The sequence below is a fragment of the Spirosoma endbachense genome (assembly GCF_010233585.1).
Classification (GTDB): Bacteria; Bacteroidota; Bacteroidia; order Cytophagales; family Spirosomataceae; genus Spirosoma; species Spirosoma endbachense.
Genome location: NZ_CP045997.1, coordinates 2,552,532 through 2,571,126, shown reverse-complemented (window position 1 = coordinate 2,571,126; position 18,595 = coordinate 2,552,532). Strand labels below are relative to the sequence as shown.

At 45.2% G+C, this 18,595-nt stretch carries 18 protein-coding genes and 2 pseudogenes; 8 read left to right on the top strand and 12 right to left on the bottom strand.

Annotation, left to right across the window (positions count from 1 at the left end; translation table 11 throughout):
* Positions 1-68 precede the first annotated feature (68 nt).
* The 10 genes and pseudogenes from GJR95_RS10085 to GJR95_RS41795 all read right to left on the bottom strand — a co-directional run bounded on the left by GJR95_RS10085 (position 69) and on the right by GJR95_RS41795 (position 7,882).
* A complete protein-coding gene (locus GJR95_RS10085; RefSeq protein ID WP_162385746.1) occupies positions 69-977 on the bottom strand; it encodes a manganese catalase family protein in 909 nt (302 codons plus the stop codon).
* Positions 978-1,178: 201 nt separating this feature from the next.
* Positions 1,179-1,841 carry a DUF4142 domain-containing protein gene (locus GJR95_RS10080; RefSeq protein ID WP_232541142.1) on the bottom strand — a complete coding sequence of 221 codons (663 nt, stop codon included), beginning with the start codon at positions 1,839-1,841 and terminating at the stop codon, positions 1,179-1,181.
* 97 nt (positions 1,842-1,938) lie between these two features.
* Positions 1,939-2,427, bottom strand: a complete 489-nt coding sequence (locus GJR95_RS10075) for a ferritin-like domain-containing protein (RefSeq protein WP_162385745.1) — start codon at positions 2,425-2,427, stop codon at positions 1,939-1,941.
* A gap of 605 nt (positions 2,428-3,032) precedes the next feature.
* Complete coding sequence (locus tag GJR95_RS10065; RefSeq protein ID WP_162385743.1) at positions 3,033-5,423, bottom strand: ABC transporter permease; 2,391 nt, start codon at positions 5,421-5,423, stop codon at positions 3,033-3,035.
* 371 nt (positions 5,424-5,794) lie between these two features.
* Positions 5,795-5,950 (bottom strand): DUF1348 family protein, encoded by a 156-nt coding sequence (locus GJR95_RS42655; protein WP_317167055.1) that lies wholly within the window; start codon positions 5,948-5,950, stop codon positions 5,795-5,797.
* Positions 5,922-6,161, bottom strand: a complete 240-nt coding sequence (locus tag GJR95_RS42650; RefSeq protein ID WP_317167091.1) for a DUF1348 family protein — start codon at positions 6,159-6,161, stop codon at positions 5,922-5,924. Before GJR95_RS42650 ends, GJR95_RS42655 begins: the two co-directional genes overlap by 29 nt.
* Before the next feature lie 151 nt (positions 6,162-6,312).
* On the bottom strand, positions 6,313-6,819 hold the full coding sequence (gene mug / locus GJR95_RS10055; protein WP_162385742.1) for a G/U mismatch-specific DNA glycosylase: 507 nt from the start codon (positions 6,817-6,819) through the stop codon (positions 6,313-6,315).
* Between the two features lie 10 nt (positions 6,820-6,829).
* Positions 6,830-7,194 (bottom strand): annotated as a pseudogene (locus GJR95_RS41805) (thiamine pyrophosphate-dependent enzyme).
* 16 nt (positions 7,195-7,210) lie between these two features.
* Complete coding sequence (locus GJR95_RS42765; protein WP_394369989.1) at positions 7,211-7,372, bottom strand: thiamine pyrophosphate-dependent enzyme; 162 nt, start codon at positions 7,370-7,372, stop codon at positions 7,211-7,213.
* A 27-nt stretch (positions 7,373-7,399) separates the two neighbouring features.
* Positions 7,400-7,882 carry a hypothetical protein gene (locus tag GJR95_RS41795; protein ID WP_198424876.1) on the bottom strand — a complete coding sequence of 161 codons (483 nt, stop codon included), beginning with the start codon at positions 7,880-7,882 and terminating at the stop codon, positions 7,400-7,402.
* A 73-nt stretch (positions 7,883-7,955) separates the two neighbouring features.
* Here GJR95_RS41795 and GJR95_RS10045 point away from each other — a divergent pair, with 73 nt between their 5' ends.
* The 7 genes and pseudogenes from GJR95_RS10045 to GJR95_RS10015 form a co-directional block, all read left to right on the top strand.
* Positions 7,956-8,795, top strand: a complete 840-nt coding sequence (locus tag GJR95_RS10045) for an AraC family transcriptional regulator (RefSeq protein ID WP_162385741.1) — start codon at positions 7,956-7,958, stop codon at positions 8,793-8,795.
* 73 nt (positions 8,796-8,868) lie between these two features.
* Positions 8,869-10,029, top strand: coding sequence for a hypothetical protein (locus GJR95_RS10040; protein WP_162385740.1), 1,161 nt, complete (start codon positions 8,869-8,871; stop codon positions 10,027-10,029).
* 140 nt (positions 10,030-10,169) lie between these two features.
* A complete protein-coding gene (locus GJR95_RS10035; RefSeq protein WP_162385739.1) occupies positions 10,170-11,252 on the top strand; it encodes a serine hydrolase domain-containing protein in 1,083 nt (360 codons plus the stop codon).
* A gap of 545 nt (positions 11,253-11,797) precedes the next feature.
* Positions 11,798-12,523 (top strand): polysaccharide deacetylase family protein, encoded by a 726-nt coding sequence (locus tag GJR95_RS10030; protein ID WP_162385738.1) that lies wholly within the window; start codon positions 11,798-11,800, stop codon positions 12,521-12,523.
* 244 nt (positions 12,524-12,767) lie between these two features.
* On the top strand, positions 12,768-13,625 hold the full coding sequence (locus GJR95_RS10025; RefSeq protein ID WP_162385737.1) for an AraC family transcriptional regulator: 858 nt from the start codon (positions 12,768-12,770) through the stop codon (positions 13,623-13,625).
* Positions 13,626-13,704: 79 nt separating this feature from the next.
* Positions 13,705-15,363, top strand: a complete 1,659-nt coding sequence (locus GJR95_RS10020) for a hypothetical protein (protein WP_162385736.1) — start codon at positions 13,705-13,707, stop codon at positions 15,361-15,363.
* Positions 15,364-15,626: 263 nt separating this feature from the next.
* A pseudogene (locus GJR95_RS10015) lies at positions 15,627-16,121 on the top strand (transposase); the annotation flags it as partial.
* On the opposite strand, the gene GJR95_RS42760 reads toward GJR95_RS10015, so the two are convergent.
* On the bottom strand, positions 16,053-16,460 hold the full coding sequence (locus tag GJR95_RS42760) for a DUF6624 domain-containing protein (RefSeq protein WP_394369988.1): 408 nt from the start codon (positions 16,458-16,460) through the stop codon (positions 16,053-16,055). The pseudogene GJR95_RS10015 and the gene GJR95_RS42760 overlap by 69 nt on opposite strands.
* A 189-nt stretch (positions 16,461-16,649) precedes the next feature.
* On the opposite strand from GJR95_RS42760, the gene GJR95_RS42060 reads away from it, so the two are divergent.
* Entirely contained in the window at positions 16,650-16,835 is a 186-nt protein-coding gene (locus GJR95_RS42060) for a hypothetical protein (RefSeq protein ID WP_232541141.1), read from the top strand.
* Positions 16,836-16,967: 132 nt separating this feature from the next.
* On the opposite strand, the gene GJR95_RS10010 is transcribed toward GJR95_RS42060, so the two are convergent.
* Positions 16,968-17,630 (bottom strand): outer membrane beta-barrel protein, encoded by a 663-nt coding sequence (locus GJR95_RS10010; protein WP_162385734.1) that lies wholly within the window; start codon positions 17,628-17,630, stop codon positions 16,968-16,970.
* Positions 17,631-18,595 lie beyond the last annotated feature (965 nt).

The following is an 18,595-nucleotide window of genomic DNA, read 5'->3' as shown; positions in this document are numbered from 1 at the left end:
CGATACACAACGAGTTTCACCTGCTTAACAGGTACTCTGTGTATCGGCAGACGTTAAATTTCGGAGGCTTAATACTCGTACTTAATCCCCATTTTCTTAGCCATATCGGCAAATACCTGCGGATCAAAATCATCCGCGCCTGGTGCGTTGAGTTGCGGTTCTTCTTCTAAATCTGGTACGGGATAGCCCGGAATCGCTCCCTCGATCACTACGCACTCCTGACCATCATCGGGGTGAGGACCATTCCAGATCAGTCCCGCCTGCTTATAATCCTCCTGACTAAAGGTATACAACTGCAAATGCAGTTTCTGATCCATAAACTTCCTGGCTTCGGGAAAGGCGTTGTTGCTTAAATCCGGAATTGGCAGGAGCTTGGTAACTTCCACCCCAGTTAATTTCTCTAATGCTTTGGCATAAGCAACGATATGTAGGCCGCCCCGTACTAGCAAATAGCCCACCATCGTGCGTGCCGTTGGGTCAGTTACCATTTCATAGGCGCGCATTTTATTGCCCCGTGCGCCACATTCCAGAAAAAAGTTATGCAACAAATCCAGTTTCAGATTACCACTACTGAATACATTCTGGCCGTTCCAGAAATTACCCATCGAATCGACAGGGAGTGCTCCCTGCCCACTGGCAATGTAATGATACGTATTCCGGGCATTAGCCGCATCGGCAAGGGGGCCGGATACGGGGTCATGCCCCCGCTTGGTAACACCCGTCAGCAATAGATTGATGGCGTAGGATACAACTTCAATATGGCCATATTCTTCGCCTGCAATGCTGGCGATCACATCATAAAAGGGCCGAATTTTCTTGCGTCCTCTAAAGTTAAACGACTGGAAAGTGTAATTCATCAGCGTAGACATCTCGCCGAATTTACCACCCAGTAGTTCCTGAATGGCTGCGGCATCATTGGCCGATGGGTTTTTGGGTATGGGCAACTCAATAGGAAGCCGGTCCATTTTTAAAATCATAACCTTGTGGTTTAGTTCGGAAACCTGGAACACTTGTTCAAGAGTCCAACCTACCCCTACAACGTATAGTTGAAAAATAGGCGCCTTCTACGAGGCAACGGCCCTGGCCAACGGTTACAATTTACAGCGACTTGTAAACCGACCATTAAAAAAGGGATAACAAGTTTTGTTACCCCTTTTTTAATGGTCGGCGACTTATCCTCAACGTTTATCCTTGATTTGTTTAGCCACTGTTAAATGGAATTTTATTAGAGGGTGAGCCGCTTTGGCAACGCCTATCAAACTAGCATCTGATGCATTTGATTCAACTGTTGACATCACTTTGTCGAGTTTCTGATGGCCTTTCACACCACTTTCGCTGACATACATCTTATCGAGCGCTACACCTGACATACTCTGTAATTTAGTTACCATTGCCTGAGTTTCTGGGTCAGGAGACGCCGGTAAAGTAATCCCTTTGGCGTCAGCAATTTCTTTCAGCTTTGCTGATAATCCCGTTTGTTCATCGACTTCGGCCTGCGCCAATTCACGTACTTCTGGATTGGTAGCCTTTTGCAGTGCCACTTTACTGACTTCCAACTGCATCATACCCCCCATGGCTACTTCCAGCATTAGTCGCTGATCCGCTGAGGAAAGCTTTGCGCCTGTTGCTGAAACCGCGCCCACGGCCGCTGCCCCTTTCTGGTTTTGGCTATCGAATTCCGATTTACTTTCTTTGCCCACGTTGGCAGTTGTACCTGCATTCATGGTGCCACTGTTCTGCTGGGCTAGGGAAGCGCCTGTTAGGAACAAGATCATTAGAAAGCTCAATAAAATTGACCGATTTTTCATAACGTATTGTGTTTTTAAGATAGGTAAAACCATACTAGCTATGGCCTAAAGACTTGCTTAAGATGACTGTTTCGCCATTATCCGAAACATATTGAAATGATCCTGACAGATAGCTTATGAGTCAAGTTGATTACGATTGAGCTGCTTTTAGGTTGACCGAACTCAGGGCAATGTACGTTAGCTTCTCATCAGCCGCTTTCTCTTCCTTGAGGGTGGTCTCCAACAAATTGGCAATCTCCTCCAGGCCGGTTTGCAGGGCTAGTGTCCGTGCCGTACCATAACTGGCAATCTCATAGTGCTCCATTTTCTGGGCAGCACCAATAATGGCCACATCGACCAGTGGGCCATCCTCTAATTGAGCCAGCAAGTCCTGAGCTTCTTCAATTAACCCTTGCATTGCCATACACATTTCGCCATCGGGGTCAATACCTAGTTGCTTGGCAATCTGCTCCAGGCGGGTTACCTGACTTTCAGATTCGCGTTGATGGACCTGCAACGCCTGTCGAAGTTGTTCACTTAGTACCCGCTTAACAATCTGGGGCATCGCTTCCAGCGCTTGTTTTTCGGCAGAGTATAAATCCTGAATCGTGTGTTCAAAAAATTCATCTAATGTTTCCATACGTCGATCGTCAAGTTCATTTGTTCGCATTGACTAAAGGAGAACTAGGACTGGGGATCTACCGCTTTATTGTAATCTCCTCGAGTGAGGCAGCGGTCTAACCCTATGAGTCGACGTAGGTGGCGGGCTTAATTGATTTGTTGCAGAAGCTCGAGATCACTCCTATCGGGCATATTTATTTCTGTAATAATCAAAAACAAGGAACCACGTTTAACTCCGTACTGATGACTGGAGTAGCGCATTTTTTTAGCGACTGGCTGGGCGTTAAAGAGTTTCTTGGAGACGATATACTGCAATACGATTCGTATGCTACGGTCTGGAATTGACAGATATTAAAATTAGAAACAGGTAATTTTGGTCGTATACTATCTGAATTAAAAGCTGCGTCTAGCTTTTGCGAGCACGGCTTCTCAGTGGAGTGATTTTTTCGGTACAGTCAGTTTGAGAGGCAATGAAAATAGTATTTCATTCCCCATTTTATCTAACCAGCCTAGACTGTAATCGGACGTTTTTCTGAACAAAAGCAATCCAATTGATCATTTTTACGATAACCCTATTCCTGTCTTGTCTTTGCTCAGTCTCCGATCATAAAGCAATTTCTTCGCTCACTCTGAGCGTAACGACTTGACCGGATTGACTAAGGCCGCTCGGATACTCTGAAAGCTTATCGTGAATAAGGCAATGCCCACTGCTAGTAGCCCTGCCAAGGCAAACATCCACCAATCAAGCTCCACCCGGTAAGCGAAGTCGGCTAACCAGCGCTTCATGGCAAGATAAGCCAGGGGTGTCCCAAGCACCAGGGCGATAAAAACCAATTTTAAAAAGTCCCTGGACAAGAGTACAACAAGACTGCTTACACTGGCACCCAGCACTTTACGCACGCCGATTTCTTTCCTTCGTTGCTCGGCGGTGAAGGTCGCCAACCCAAATAAACCCAGGCAGGCGATAAAGATAGCCATGCCTGAAAAGCCGAGAAACAGCTTGCCTTTGCGTTCATCAGCCCGATACTGTTGGGCAAACGTCTGGTCCAGAAACGTGTACTCAAACGGTTGGTTGGGATTCACGCGCTCATAAATGCTCCGGATGTAGGCCAACGCACCCGGTACGTTCTGGGGGGCCATCCGGACCAGCAGTTTATCACCCCTGTCCTGATTCAGGACCAAAACGAGCGGTTCAATTTTGTTCCGAAGGGAACGCATGTGGAAATCACGGATAACTCCCGCAATGGGGATGCGCTTCGTGTCGAGCTCCACCAGACCGGCCTTGCGGTTTTTCCAGCCCAGCCGTTTGAGCATCGCTTCATTGACCAGCACGGCATCGGTCGAATCATTGACCAATTCGGGCGAAAAATTATTCCCTTCTTTCAAGCCGATCTGTAATACGTTAACAAAATCCTGATCGACGGAGAAGTATTCGGTGCTAATGGACTGTTCTTTGCCGCCCGCGTAGAAACTAAACGTGGACTTATCATTCATATCACCACCGACTGACCCGTTTGTTAGGCTTACGCCTTTAATAACAGGATTTCGCAGGAATCTATCTTTCAGTACAGTAGCCGTCCGTTGAATCGCTGGTGCTTTCAGTGGCAGAACCAGAACCTGTTCCTGATTGAAGCCTAACTGGGTGTGCCGCATGTACTGCAACTGCTGATAAACAACGAAGGTCCCCACGATCATCACACTGGAAACCGTAAACTGGAAGACCACCAGCGACTGGCGCAGCAGAATTCCGCTACTGCTGGCGGTGAAGGTTCCTTTCAAAACCGCTACTGGCTTAAAGCGGGATAGCAGGAAGGCGGGATAAAGGCCGCTCACCAAACCGATCAGCAGGCTGAAACCGACGAGTACACCCATTATTTGGCTATTCCACAGATCCATGAGTAGACTCTTGGCCGCTATGTAGTTAAAGAGTGGGAGCAAAACCTGCACCAGTATCAGACTGGTCAACAGAGCCAGTAATGAGAGCAGGGTTGACTCCGTCAGAAACTGCCCAATCAACTGTGTACGTAATGATCCAATGGCTTTGCGTACCCCAATTTCCCGGGCGCGACCTGTTGACCGGGCCGTGGCCAGATTGACGTAATTAACGATGGCAATCAATAATATAAACAAGCCAATGGCCGAGAAGGTGTAGACGTAAGCGATGTTGCTTCCTTTTTCCTCACCCAGCAAATGGCTTGAATGCAGGTGCATGTCCGTCAGGGGCTGGAACCTAATGTCGAACGTAACGCCTTTGCCCGTAGCATCACCGATAGCCTGGGCAATGTACTTTTTGTAGAAAGCGGGCATTTTATGGTCCAGCCTGCGTACATCGCTGTTGGACTGAAGCAGTACGTAGGTAGACGTGCCGAAGTTATCCCATTTGTCTAGATTGACCTCGTTGAGTTGCCGGTTGACGTAGGGAAGAACAGCCTCAAAGCTCAGATGGTGGTTGGCAGGCGGGTCCTGGATAATACCGCTCACTGTTAAGGGGTGTTCATTTTTAACCTCAATCACTTTACTCAACAGGCCATTGGTCCGACCAAACAGGGCCAGAGCCATTTTCTGAGTCAGGATGATGGTGTTGGGTTGCAATAGAGCCGTTCGCGGGATGCCGTCGATAAATGAATAGTCGAAAAATGAAAACAGGGTCGAATCGGCGTAGATAAAATCCTTGGCATACAGGGCTTTCTGGCCAACCCGAAACAACATATCATGACTGGGTATGATCCGTACGACATTCCTGATTTCGGGGAACTCCTGTCGGAGGGTTGGGCCCATCGGGGCGGACCCGACGCCCATGTTCAGCTCATTGTCGCCCCACTTGACGTGCACATTCAACCGGTAAATATTAGCTGCGTTGGTGTGGTATCGATCAAATGTCAGCTCATCATAGACATAGAGCCCCAGTAACATGGCACAGGTCATGCCACTGGCCAGCCCCAATAGCGTGAGTAGGCTATAGGTCTTATTGCGGATTAGATTCCGCCAGGCAATTTTGATGTAGTTTAGGAACATGATTGGCAACAGCTAGCTAGCGAGTTGCTTCTAGCTCGTCAACAATTGTACCACAGTCTGAAAAAAGCGTTTAGGAGCTGGAAAGGTATTTTTGGGAAGTGGGTATGTCCGAAGGTGGACAGGTTTTGTCCATTAATGAACGCCGTCGAAAGTCAGGGTATGAAAGCCTGAATTTAGATCGGGCCCTATCCTGACTAGAATGGGAATGGGGTATTGATGCTTGGCCATTCGATGTTCCGGTGGGAAATGTCACGTTTACCAAGGGCATATTCTCTTGATGCGCTACCAATGTATCGGGTTTGCGATTCGCTTCCTGGCGGAATGACAGCGATTTAGGTAACTTGTTTTTAGCGCCCCATGCTCATAGTATATTACAATTTTCTATCGTTTTCATCTATGGCTAGATCGTTAATACTGGCAAAGCGTTTTTGCATCAGCCCGTTTTCGTCGAATTCCCAAAGTTCATTACCGTAGCTGCGATACCATTGGCCAGCCGCATCATGCCATCGCACCGGCGACCCGGTCATACTCAAAGCGAACAGCCATCCTGTTATCTTTAAACCCCAAAAGCTCCTTTTTCAACTTATAATCCAGTTCTTTCTCCCATTTCCGCGTCAAAAATGCCTTTACTTCTTCACGGCCAGTAAAAAACTCTGTACGGTTTCGGCATTCCGTGTCTATTGTATACGGAAGGCATACTCTTTCAGGATCACGTGTATTCCACGCATCTTCTGCCAGTTGTACTTTTGCAACGCCTTCTCCATATCGAAAGGCGGTAAAGGATGTCTCTGTTCCATATCGAATTAACTATCAGGCCGCGATACCGCCCGTTTGAATTGATTAAAGTATTGGTATAATAGTTACAGTTACAGCAGAAAAACCGACAACTTTAACTGGATGCCAATCGCAGCTCCTTATACGACGCGACTAATGCCTCCAAGCTAAATCCCCTGTTAAGACCGCTTGGGTTAGGTAATACCCAGACCACCGCTCCTTCAAAATCCTCGTCCTGATGTCCCCACGTTAACTTCTTTTTCCCTGAAAAGGCTTGATAGGCAGGTTTACCCAAGAAGGCTATTTGCCGCGGCTTATAGGTTTTCATTTTCTGCCTGAACTCACCAATTGCCGCGTCAAATTCCTCTTTAGCTAATTCATCGGCACGAGACGTCGGTCTCGCCACTGCGGTAGTCAACCCATATCCATAGTCAAGAATTTTCCGGTCTTCCCGGGCGTTAATTTCATGGGGAGTAAACCCAGCGAGATAGAGTACCCGCCAAAACCGATTACTCCGGCCGGAAAAATGATGTCCGTCAAGGGCTGACTTAAGCCCGGGATTAATCCCACAAAAAACTATACGCAAATTTGCGTCGAGAATATCTTTTAATGAATTAACCATTATCAAGAACTTACTTAAGCCGAATCTCGCTTACACTTGATCCTTGCGGGATTATCGGAAATACATTGTTTTCTTTGGTTACGGCTACTTCCACCAAAAATGCGCCTTTATGGGCCAGCATTTCAGTCAGTGCGCTTCTTAGCTGACTTCGATCGGAAACGGTTGTCGCCGATATACGATAAGCACCCGCCAAAGCTACAGAATCCGGACTTTCAATGTCCAGAAAGGAATATCTTGAATCGTTGAACATTTCCTGCCATTGCCTGACCATGCCCAAGAAGCGATTATTTAAGATCAGGATCTTTAAATCGATACCGGTTTGCATAATTGTTTCTAATTCCTGTAAGGTCATCTGAAAACCCCATCACCAACTATGGCAATGACAACTTTATCAGGAGCGCCAGACTTCGCACCGATTGCCTCCGGTTATGTTGCTGCGGGTATGGGTAAAGTTGGTGTATCGACCTGTAACCATCTGGTTTTGCCCCACGTCGGACACGATAACCGCTTCACCGCCTGTCAGTTCACTTAACACACGAATGACTTCACCCATGGTAATTCCTCCTTCAATTGGATTTAGCTAATCTTTAATAACGGCTTCGAATTCCTGTTGGTAAAGGGTTTTAAATCGGCTTAGCCAATTCCCATGATCGCGCTTATTGATCTTATCCGTGAGTAACGGCAATGTTTGCTTACAATCGCCACAAAGGGCGACTTCGGCTATAACATTTTTGTCAATCTCAGCGCGATCAATGTCTAGATGGATAATTTTAGCCTGTTTCGCATAGTTATCCAGACGTCCGGTCACGCGATCATCAAAGCGCATCCCAACCGCTATCAGCACATTGCATTCATTAGTCAGTATGTTGGAAGCATAGTTACCGTGCATACCGAGCATACCGACATTCAACGGATGGTTGGTTGGTATTGCACCCGCCCCTAAAATGGTCCATGCCGCTGGCATACCCGCTTTTTCAATGAACGCTTTAAATTCTTCCTCGGCCTTACCTAAGAGTACATCTTGTCCCCAAGCACTAAAGGCCTCGCAGCACGATTTATCAATTCTGCGGCTTTTGAAACCGCATCCTGTTTAACTACTCAATAGTAATTTAAGCTTGGTTAGCACTTAGTGATCTATGACCACACCGTTCGCCTATCGAGAATATTATACCACCCCTCCCTTGAGTCAGTTTATCCGTAAGATTTGGGTACTGGATAATACGACCAATCCCCACCCGATTTCAGACAAGAATGTATTGCCCAATAGCTGTTTTAATTTGGCCTTCGTTCATGGAAACGGCTTAACGATCCATAACCAAAGGGGCCATTTAGACATGCCCCAAGACCGCTACTTCTGCGGACAAGCACGCTACCGGGTAGAGGTCATCATTAAGCCTTTTACCCATGTGACTATGGTACAACTTCACCCTTGGACTCCTTCTAGCTGGACAGCCGATTCGTTAGCCCACACGGTGGATAATATAGTACCCCTGAGAAACATTTTACCTTTGGTGGACAACCTGTTTAGCGGTTACGATCCAGTGTCGATCCAAGCGGCTTATTCTGAAACCTCACTAATTGCGTTTACCCAAGCGCACTTTGCCCAGCTGCCCAACTTAGCCAACTCAACTTTTCCTTTACGGCAGGCTTGTCTACGTCTACAGCAAACGAATGGGTGTTTACGCATCGCTGATCTGGCGGATGAACTACAGTGCTCAACGCGCCAGTTGGAAAAGCAGTTTAAACGTTATTTGGGGTTGACGCCAAAAGAATTGACTCGTATCCTGCGGATACGGGGCGTAATTGATACGCTCCAAACTCAGAAGTCCGCTCATTCGCTGGCCCAAGTAGCGACTGAGTTTGGCTTTTACGACCAAGCCCATTTTATCCGAGTGTTCAGGAACATGATTCGACATGCACCTGGTGAATTTAGGGCGGTTGACTACTTATTACCCCTAAGCGGAACCGGCTATTGATCCGTTCGCATTTGTACAATCCATTCCCTAGAAATAGCCGTAGTTTTGTCCAATTCACTTCTGCTATCTTGCTATGAAATCATTCATCGCTATCCTATCTTTTCTATTAATCTGCTTTTTGGTTGCATCTGGCGTTAAGGCTTGTACCGTTTTTGTCTTAACCGATGGGAAACATACGTACTTATTCAATAATGAGGATTCTAACAATCCACAAACCCGATTATGGTTCATTCCAAAAGGGAAAGGCTTTTACGGATGCGCTTATGTGGGCTATAATGATGGGGAAGCCCAAGGCGGGATCAATACCGAAGGGTTGGCCTTCGACTGGGTTACCGTGGAGGAAGATAGCTATCCAACGGATCCAACTTATGTCCCCGAAAGCCATCTAACCCGTTTACCAGACAATTCCAGTCAATGGATGCTGGAACGGTGCAAAACGGTAGCGGAGGCTATTCAATTTTATAAGACCTACCGAGAAGCTGCCTTCGCAAAAACGACATTGGTTGTTGCCGACAAGTCAGGGGCTTCGGTGGTGATCGGCTCCAAAGACGGTAAAATCTACTTTAATACCACGTTAGTGACCAGGGGATTAGGCTACGGTGAAGCCACCTTCCAAAAGCTCTATGGGACCCAAAAAGCCATTACGATGAACAATGGCGCTCAAATCTTGAGGCAATGTCTGGCACCGGGCGAAGGGGGTACGAAGTATTCGAATGCCTACAATCTCACCAAGGGGGAGATCGTCTTTTACCAGTTCGCACAGGCGATCCAAACGACATCGCTGAACTTAGTCAAGGAGTTAGCCAAGGGCAGTCATTACTACGAGACTCCAACCCTGGCTCAACAAATTCAACGGCCAGCGCTCCCGTTGGCACTGAATATGAATCGGCATATCACCTCGATTTACCAGCCTCTGACGAACCAAGAAACCCTCGTAACCGCTAAAGTCCAACACTTATTTAAGGACGTAACCCTTGGGAAATTGGCATACGATGACTTGTCAGCCCATTTAGCTACCGATCTAAAAAAGGACTCCATGAACGTAAAATCAGTGATGGAACGCCTGGGAAAGCTCAATTCTTTAGAACTTATTCACAAGGCGCAAAACCAGGACCTTACCGACTATAGCTACATTATGAAATTCGACAAAGTGACGATTCTTTGGCAGTTTCTTTTCGATAAGGAGGATAAAATAAGCGATTTCAACAATTTGAGCGTGAGTTGGATTCGGTAAGATCGGGTCTATACAGAAATTTTTCAAACCGTGTGACCCAGTCGAAGGCCAACCCTTCGGTTTTGATCCCGCCTTCGGCAATACCCGAACTGTCCCTGCTAACCGAAACAATCAGACAATAGTTAACGCTATTAAAAGATATGAAGCGACAACTTCTTGCCCTCTTTCTTTTGTCCTTATCGTTCTCCACCTATTCACAAATGAAAGCTATCCCGAATCTTCCGGCTATTAGCCCGGAGGATGCTGGTTTCAACAAAGATTCCATTAATGCACTTACTGATACGCTTTCCAAATTCAAGCAAAGAGATTTCCGGGGATTGATTGTTATTAAAGACAATAAAATTGTACTGGAGAAGTACGTCAATACATTTTGGCGGAATCATATCCATGATATCCGGTCGGCGGGCAAGAGCATTACTGCTTTGCTCCTGGGCGTTGCGATCAAAGACGGATTAGTACAAAATTTAGATCAGGATGTTTACTCTTTTTTTTCTAAAGAGAAGTACCCTTCCATGCACGAAGATTATAAAAAGGTTAAGCTGATTCATTTGCTAAATATGGTTTCAGGTTTAGATGCCGATTCCGATAACCCTAAAACGCCAGGTAGCGAAGGGAAATGGGTAGCAAAGGACGAATGGATAACCTATTTGTTAAGCATTCCATTATCAAGCAAGCCTGGTGAAAAATGGGTCTATGCAGATATAAATGCTGTTTTGATTGGGGCGATCATTGAAGAAAAATCGGGTATGAGTCTAAGGGATTTTGCCAGGCAAAAAATTTTTATCCCTTTGGACATTAACGAGTTTTACTGGTACACGAATGCAGCAAATCAGACGGGTGCTGCCGGCAATCTTTACATTTCCACACTGGACTTTGCAAAGTTGGGGTTATTGGTTGCGAATAAAGGGAAATGGGGCACTACGCAATTAGCCGATTATACTTATATGAATCGTTTATTGAGCGAACAATCTCCTGCCATCGGGGCCTATAATCCGTTGGCCGACGGATATGGGATGCTTTGGTATCGATCTAAACGAAAGTTTGGCACAAGAGAAATAGACTATCTCTGGGCATCCGGCAATGGCGGAAATCATTTGGTGGTTGTTCCGAAAGAAAAAATGGTCATTGCCATGACCTCCGGCGCATACGGCAACTGGTACCCCCATGCAAGGGCCTATTTTATACTTAGTAAGCTATTGCAAGGATTAGAAAAAAATCACTAGCAATCAGCAGGTACCCCTTGTATTGGCCATATGGCGACGGACGGACATAAGCTCGATAGTTGTGCTACTAGTTAGCTTTTGTCCTATTCGGCTAACGGAATTCTATTACCTCCACAACGCCGATGCTTCAACTTTACCATTAAGGCCCAATGACGACACAAGTGATTGTAAGCAAAATTACGATAGAGGTATATAATCTGACATTTGAGAATTGAGTAGTAAATAAAAATTTTACGCGAAAATTGCGACGGTTTTTCTCTCTTTTTTTACATTATTCTTGGAAGTCGTTTTGTACCACTACATACGACCGCTTACTTGTGTTCAATTCAACAAAGCTGAAATGGGCATTCTTGGTTTGTAACTATCACATTAAAAATTCTTACAAAACGCTCCTACAGGAGACGATAAAACCATCATGCCTCTTCTTCAGGAAATGGGGCGTAATCTGAGACATTAAATATGATAAAGATAAAGTTCTCAAAACCGTTCCATAGATTTACAACCCGTTTAATTTAGCGACAAACCAAACCTTTACAACACCCAAAATGGCTAACCCTCGATTAGCAACCCGTCCGTCTGGTTTGCTCACGGTCGTGGTGACAAGCCTAGCTCTGGTAGGGTTTTATCTCGAAATCAACTCCCGGACTTTTCAGCTTTTCGGCAATCTGATCTATCGGGTAGAAACCGATGTTAAAGTGGTCGCTCTGACGTTTGACGACGGACCCACACAGTACACCGGCGAACTGGTCGACCTATTACAGCAGCAGGGTGTAAAGGCGACGTTTTTCCTGATTGGTAGTAACCTCCAAAAGAACCCCGCTTACGGAAGCCGGCTGGCAGAAGCGGGTCATGAGATCGGAAACCATACGTTTTCGCATACTAGAATGATTCTCAAGACCTACGCCACAATTGAACAGGAGATCGAGAAAACGGATAGCATCATTCGAGCAATTACCGGTCAGCGGGAGATCCTGTTTCGCCCTCCCTATTGCAAGAAGTTTATCGGGTTGCCTTACTACCTACGGGAGCATAACCGCAAAACGATTACTTGGGATGTTGAACCCGAATCGTACGCCGACGTACGCCAAAGTAGCAAACGCATCATGCAACACGTTGTCGACCGCACTAAACCGGGCTCCATTATTTTACTACATTGTATGGGGACTGACGACTGGAAGTCTAGGCAGTCGCTACGGGGGTTGATTGTTGGCCTGAAAAAAGCGGGCTATCAATTTGTCACCGTTTCCGAATTACTGAGATATAGGAAGTGACACGTTCCCGACAAAGTTCTATTTTGGTGGACAACTGTAGTGCGGGAAAACCTATCCATTCCTTGCATTAGCTGCTTCTGCTTTGTAATGCATTAATAGCTATCTCACCAAAATCCTCCCAAGGTGGGATGATGGATCGCTCATGCCTCTTCTTCAGGAAATGGGCGATTTTAGTGCTCAAAATTCGTTTGGACTGCAACACTTTACCCGTTGAAGCATCTTTGTGGTAACAGATAAAGGGCTTATGCAACACATAACGAACATTAACCATTTCTATCCATGTCATCCATTACTCAGGCAATATATCGAGTATTACTACTTCCTGCGGACCGATTCTCCTGACTTTGTTAGTCAATATTATGTGTTTCCTAATACACTCCAATCCCTCAATATTCATAAGCACGCCTATTGCTGGATTGAGGAAACAGCCATTTCCGTCTCCAGTAATCAGCAGGCTCCTCCCTTATTAATTGCCCAAGGGCGCTATGAACGGCCTCTTTTTGTCGAATTAAGGGGCATTTCGGATAAGCTTACTATCGTCTTTAAACCGCTGGGGCTGAATCACTTTATCACGAAGCCCCTGATTGAGATTACGCCGAATGCCTCCCAGCTCTTTACCGACTGGGATCAGTATTTGAATCATCAAGCCTTCATTCATTCCTTTTTTAGTACCAGTAATCTTGAGCAGCGAATTCGGTTATTGGAAACCTATCTGGTAGCTATCTACCATCCCATACCCCATGAAAATAGTCTTACGTACGCCCTAGACAGATTGACTGATTTCGGCAATGAACCAACTATTCGGACCATCATTGACGAATTAAGCATGAATGTGAGAACGTTTAATCGATTGTTCATCAAAAATATTGGCTTATCACCGGCTAGTTATCGTAGAGTAGCCCGATTTCGCCATTCATTGCGAGACCAGGTCCTGCATGAGCACTTCAAAAACCTTACTCAGACTGGTTATGACAGTAACTTCTATGACCAGGCTTATTTCGTCAAAACATACCGGCAATTCACAGGGCATAATCCAAAGAAGCTCCTTCAAACGATCAGTAGGCTGGCTAGTAATCAATTACTCATGAAAGTAATCCATTAGGAGCGATACTGTCCAAAAAATACAATTTGCCTCCAAGTTCACTGCTCATATTTGTGCCGACTATTTAATCTGGCATTACATGAAACTATTCCTGATTAGCTTATTCGTACTAGCAATCACTCATGGCGTTAATGGACAAGCTGATTCAGCGGCTGCTTATAACGACCGGGCTTTCACCAGTTACAATCAGAAGAATTACGCTAAAAGCTTGTACTGGATGGAAAAACTCTTTGCCATGGGTTTCAAAGACTACCAGAACAATTATAACTATTACCGAGCGGCTATTAGTGCCTGTCAAACGAATCAGATTGCTAAAGCAAACGCCTATTTTGACGAGTTAGCCAATAAGCACTTACATTACTCGATGTATTATGACTTTAAGCAGGACAGTATGTTGCTTGCCTGTGTGTCGAGCACCCAGGCTTGGAAGAAGGCAATCGCTTATACGAAACCAAAATACGATTCAGTCCAGGCGGCCAATCAGCGCTACTATCAGGGTATAACCGATACAACGAAACGGCTAAATACCTCCGCTCTGTTAGAGGAGCAGCGGTTAGCGAAATTAGTTGGCGAAGGCGATTTTGACCAGGTGTACCAGCGGTTAAAAAACTATAATGCCTATGATGCACCACCGGTAGTAGGGCACTGGACATTATATCAAATCAAGATCAATGATACCTTGACGGTGCCCTTTTTGATCCATATCCCCAAACAATACCGCCCTCGGCAAAAAACACCTTTATATGTCTTCTTACAAGGAGCAGTTCGGGGGCGCCCTCAATTTATGACCCGAGGAAACGTGCCCAGTAACGAAGCTCCTATTTTCAAACACGCTTTGGAGGAAGGCGCCTTTATTCTCTATCCATTTGCACGGAAAGATATTCACTGGTTGTACCATCCACTGGCTTTCCAAGCTATACTAAACGAGGTAGCCTTTCTTAAGTCACTTTATAACATTGATGATAATCGGGTCTGGCTAAGTGGTCATTCAAATGGAGGGGAAGGCGCCTTTTATTTCGCCATTAACCAGCCAACCACATTTGCTTCGTTCCTTGCCTTCACCTATTTCCCTCAGTCGTATATGACCAATACCCCATTACGAAACCTAACCAACCATCGTACCTTTTACGGCATTAGTGCTAAAAACGACCACCTATTTAAACTCAGTAAAGTAGACAGCATTTACCAGTATGCTCAATCAATAGGCGCGAATTGGAAAAATTACGCACTGGATGGTGACCACGGATTGCCAATCAATCAGGCGAACCGGGTAAGCTTTATCTATGATACACTATTTGCTAACGTGCGGAATCCCTTCTCCCCAAAAATCAGGTGGGAAACCGATAATGTCCGAAATGGCCGCTGTGATTGGATCGCCATTACTCAACTCGATACAACGGCTCGGCCAGCGGCATGGGTAAGCTCCTACAATCCTAACATGATGGCGAAGGACAATCGAGTAAAAATAGATTTTAACCCGCATAAAACAGGCGTTATTGAAGCGAACATCCAGAATAATATCGTCAGTGTGAAAACATCCTGTATTCGGGAATTCAGTTTCTATGTCTATCCAGAATTGGTTGATACAACTAAACCTATTTCATTCATTATTAATGGGAAAGCAACCAAGCCAATACCAGTAACCAAGAATAAGAGCGAACTAGCAAAGGCTTTTATCCAAACAAAGGATCGAGTATTATTACCTGTCGCAAAAATGGTTATCTCGGTGAGTCGATAACAGGGAGCAATTAAAAAGGCCAACTTAATCCTAATTACCTGCTTATAATTGACTTGCAAATGGCTCACTAAAATCAACTAGTATTAGCTTAGTCTTTCTCAATAAACGGGCGTGGCTGTTGCACAGCTCTGCATTCTACATCGATTTTCATTTTCTGAATAAGCGAAAAGGATTTTCTGCCATCGGCCTTCTCCACTTAGTTGAGAAAAAGGAGAGTGTTCCATAAAGTGTGTCAAGTTATGATTTACTAATTTGACAATCACATGGAAACAGAAGGGAAGAAAAACGGCTTCGACTATGAAGCATTCCGTCAAACCACTATCGCCAAAATGTTGGCAGGTGACAAGGAGCTAACGGGCAAAGATGGGTTGCTGGCCCCACTCTTGAAAGATCTATTGGATGCGGCCTTATCGGGTGAGATGCAGGTGCATGTTGACCAAAACCGTCCCAACCGACGCAATGGCAGTAAGACCAAGCAGGTCAAAACACCTCATGGGCCGATTAGCGTGGAGATGCCGCGTGATCGGGACGGCTCCTTCGAGCCAAAGCTCATTGGGAAACGGCAAACGACACTAGGCGAAGGGCTAGATAATCGCATCCTCTCCCTCTACAGCAAGGGCATGTCCTATGAGGATATTCAGGATCATCTTCAGGACTTGTACGGCTTGGAAATCAGCACCGGTCAGCTCTCAGCCATTACGGATAACGTACTTCCGTTGATTGACCTGTTTAGGATTCAGAATAGGCCAAACAAAGCATTCCTGTTTGGCCGAATTGGCTCGCAGTGGATAACAGGTAATCTGTGTTCCATAAATCTGAGGTTTAAGTTGTTCGGTCACCAGCCGATCCTCCATCATGGCCACTAATGAAAAAGGTGGGCCAGCTCGTTGAATGAGGGAGAAATAGACCTTGAACTTAGGGGAATGTTGAAGCACGTACCAGGCAGCCTCATTGGTGGGTTTACCGACCAGCGAGCGACCGGGATATCCACAGCTTTTGATGATCTGCTCTATCCGAATCAGATTTAGACTGTCTACTCGGTTATGACACCTCCATAAGGCTCCAGTCAAGTCGGCTTTGATCTGGAAGGCTGTCATTAGTGTGCAACAATAACAACTATTCGGAAAAGCCAATAATCAGAATGAATTGCGAGTCCTTCAAACTTTACTTTTCACTCCTACAATGAACAGATAGGCGAAGTTTCAGCAGCCATTTTTGAGAATACGATTTGACTACTGACTCTTTTCTGCTACATTTCCTCTCCTTTCATGTAAACCAGTAAATGAATGAAAGATGCCAGATCAAACCATCAGGACTTAGTAGATACGACTGTCACGCCCCTAAGGGGCATAATGATCATGGCAGGTTCGATCTTAGCCCTTATAATTGCGGTTGCTCTACCCTTTGGTGAGGCTTTATTTGCTGGACTCCAGAGTAAATACCTGATCAAACAGATCATGGGCAAAAAATAGCTAGAGACATGTTAACGCTCAGCGTTTCAGCAGTAAAAGGTTTTTAACCCTTCCAGGGATTCCACTGATAGGCTTGGCTTGCCTTTCGGAGGCAGGTTGGCGAATGAACCAGTCTTATGTATATCACTGCGCTTAAAAGCTAATTTTTAGCTGGGTTTGTAGGCCCAATAAATAATCATTCCAGGACGTATAAGCGATTGGGTAGTCTCCTGAAGGGGTATTTATACGATAAGCCGCAGTGGGTTGGACAACCAACGCCAAATTAGGCATTACTCGATAATGTACACCCATGCCAACCATACCATATAGCGTAAAGGCATTGGTGGTGCCTTCGTCAATTTTGTGATAGGAACTAATCCCGGTATCTGTATTGGTAATACGGTAATTATGATTGGCTAAAAGTCCCGCTGAAAAATATGGTGATACGCGACGAGCGGATGAAGTATAATTCAGTAAAAGAGGTACTTGCCAATTCTCATAGCGTCTTGCCTGAGTCGCTATGGACGTAAAATTATCATACCGCAACTTAGCTGAAGAATAGTTATATAAAATAGCGGCAGAGAGCGACCATTTCGGGGTAAAGGCATAGGCAGTCGTCAGGCCAACTGAAATTCCTGAGCTGGTTTGTGTACCCTTAGAAGCATTTGTATGTTCAACCTGTGCTACCCAATTAAGGTGCTGATAAGAGGGAGAGAGCGTGGGTGCAATCGAAAATCGACTTTGCCCCATTGATGCGGTGGTCAATAGCGAACCGACAAGCAGAGCGGTCAGATAGGGAGTAGTTATCTTTTTCATGCGTATGAATTAGCTGGTATTAATTAATAAATGGACGGAGGATAAGGGTCTTTACTTCTTGTAAGTTTATGCTATCTCCATAAAAGAAACAATTTAAAATTTGTTAATTCATAATTATAGTATTCTAGAATCTTGTGTCTATTTGTGGAATGAACTCATAATAGAAATTAATCTAAAAGTTTTTATTCAATCTGATGGCCACGCAACTATTATTCCAGAAAAGGAATCTAGGTTCTAATTGCCCCTTAACCTAAAGCTTAACAGCCACTCACTCGAGTAAACACACTTCAGAAATGGTACCTTAGTTGAGTTTGTAAGCTTATCTGATAGGTATGATAATAACTATAGTAAGGAGGAGATTGTAGACTATAGTGAATCGTTGGCTGCGCCATGAACGTGAGATTCTTTTGTAATCGATAGCTAATAGCAACTCCCAAAATGGGGGTAAAATCGGTAACCTTGTCAAATTTACCTGGGTCTTCCACCGCATTGACGTCGATATAATGGAAGGAGCTGAAATTAAGCGAAGCACCGGCTGAAAGATAAGTAAGAAAGGAAGCTTATAGGCATATTGGAATATACGCCCGTTGCGGTAGTTAAGGTCCCAATGTGTTAGATTAATAGTATAATCGCCAGAAGTCGCAAAAAACTGAGTAGCCCAAATACCGGCTAAAGCTGACCACTTAGACGAAAGCGTATAGGTGCCCAGTACAGCAACCGAATAGCCAAACCCATTTGACTGGTTGGTAATCAGATCAGTATCTGACACTGAGGCAGGTCCAAAACGGAACGAATTAGTTTATAATCAAGATGGGAATAGACAGGGGCAAGGGTTATGGAGGCCGCAAATCGGTGTTGTCCATAAACCGGATTTAGCCAGGATATATAGCTTTTAATCTAGGGTAGTTCTTTTGTAAAAGCCAGGTTGTCACTCGAATCATTGACCGTGACCCAAGTTAGTGTTT

Bases quoted from the DNA above. Each gene is read 5' to 3' on its own strand.
- GJR95_RS10085 (WP_162385746.1), bottom strand. From the start codon at position 977: ATGATTTTAAAAATGGACCGGCTTCCTATTGAGTTGCCCATACCCAAA.
- GJR95_RS10080 (WP_232541142.1), bottom strand. From the start codon at position 1,841: ATGGTTTTACCTATCTTAAAAACACAATACGTTATGAAAAATCGGTCA.
- GJR95_RS10075 (WP_162385745.1), bottom strand. From the start codon at position 2,427: ATGGAAACATTAGATGAATTTTTTGAACACACGATTCAGGATTTATAC.
- GJR95_RS10065 (WP_162385743.1), bottom strand. From the start codon at position 5,423: ATGTTCCTAAACTACATCAAAATTGCCTGGCGGAATCTAATCCGCAAT.
- GJR95_RS42655 (WP_317167055.1), bottom strand. From the start codon at position 5,950: ATGACCGGGTCGCCGGTGCGATGGCATGATGCGGCTGGCCAATGGTAT.
- mug (WP_162385742.1), bottom strand. From the start codon at position 6,819: ATGGTTAATTCATTAAAAGATATTCTCGACGCAAATTTGCGTATAGTT.
- GJR95_RS42765 (WP_394369989.1), bottom strand. From the start codon at position 7,372: ATGGGTGAAGTCATTCGTGTGTTAAGTGAACTGACAGGCGGTGAAGCG.
- GJR95_RS10045 (WP_162385741.1), top strand. From the start codon at position 7,956: ATGACCACACCGTTCGCCTATCGAGAATATTATACCACCCCTCCCTTG.
- GJR95_RS10040 (WP_162385740.1), top strand. From the start codon at position 8,869: ATGAAATCATTCATCGCTATCCTATCTTTTCTATTAATCTGCTTTTTG.
- GJR95_RS10035 (WP_162385739.1), top strand. From the start codon at position 10,170: ATGAAGCGACAACTTCTTGCCCTCTTTCTTTTGTCCTTATCGTTCTCC.
- GJR95_RS10030 (WP_162385738.1), top strand. From the start codon at position 11,798: ATGGCTAACCCTCGATTAGCAACCCGTCCGTCTGGTTTGCTCACGGTC.
- GJR95_RS10025 (WP_162385737.1), top strand. From the start codon at position 12,768: ATGCAACACATAACGAACATTAACCATTTCTATCCATGTCATCCATTA.
- GJR95_RS10020 (WP_162385736.1), top strand. From the start codon at position 13,705: ATGAAACTATTCCTGATTAGCTTATTCGTACTAGCAATCACTCATGGC.
- GJR95_RS42760 (WP_394369988.1), bottom strand. From the start codon at position 16,460: ATGACAGCCTTCCAGATCAAAGCCGACTTGACTGGAGCCTTATGGAGG.
- GJR95_RS42060 (WP_232541141.1), top strand. From the start codon at position 16,650: ATGAAAGATGCCAGATCAAACCATCAGGACTTAGTAGATACGACTGTC.
- GJR95_RS10010 (WP_162385734.1), bottom strand. From the start codon at position 17,630: ATGAAAAAGATAACTACTCCCTATCTGACCGCTCTGCTTGTCGGTTCG.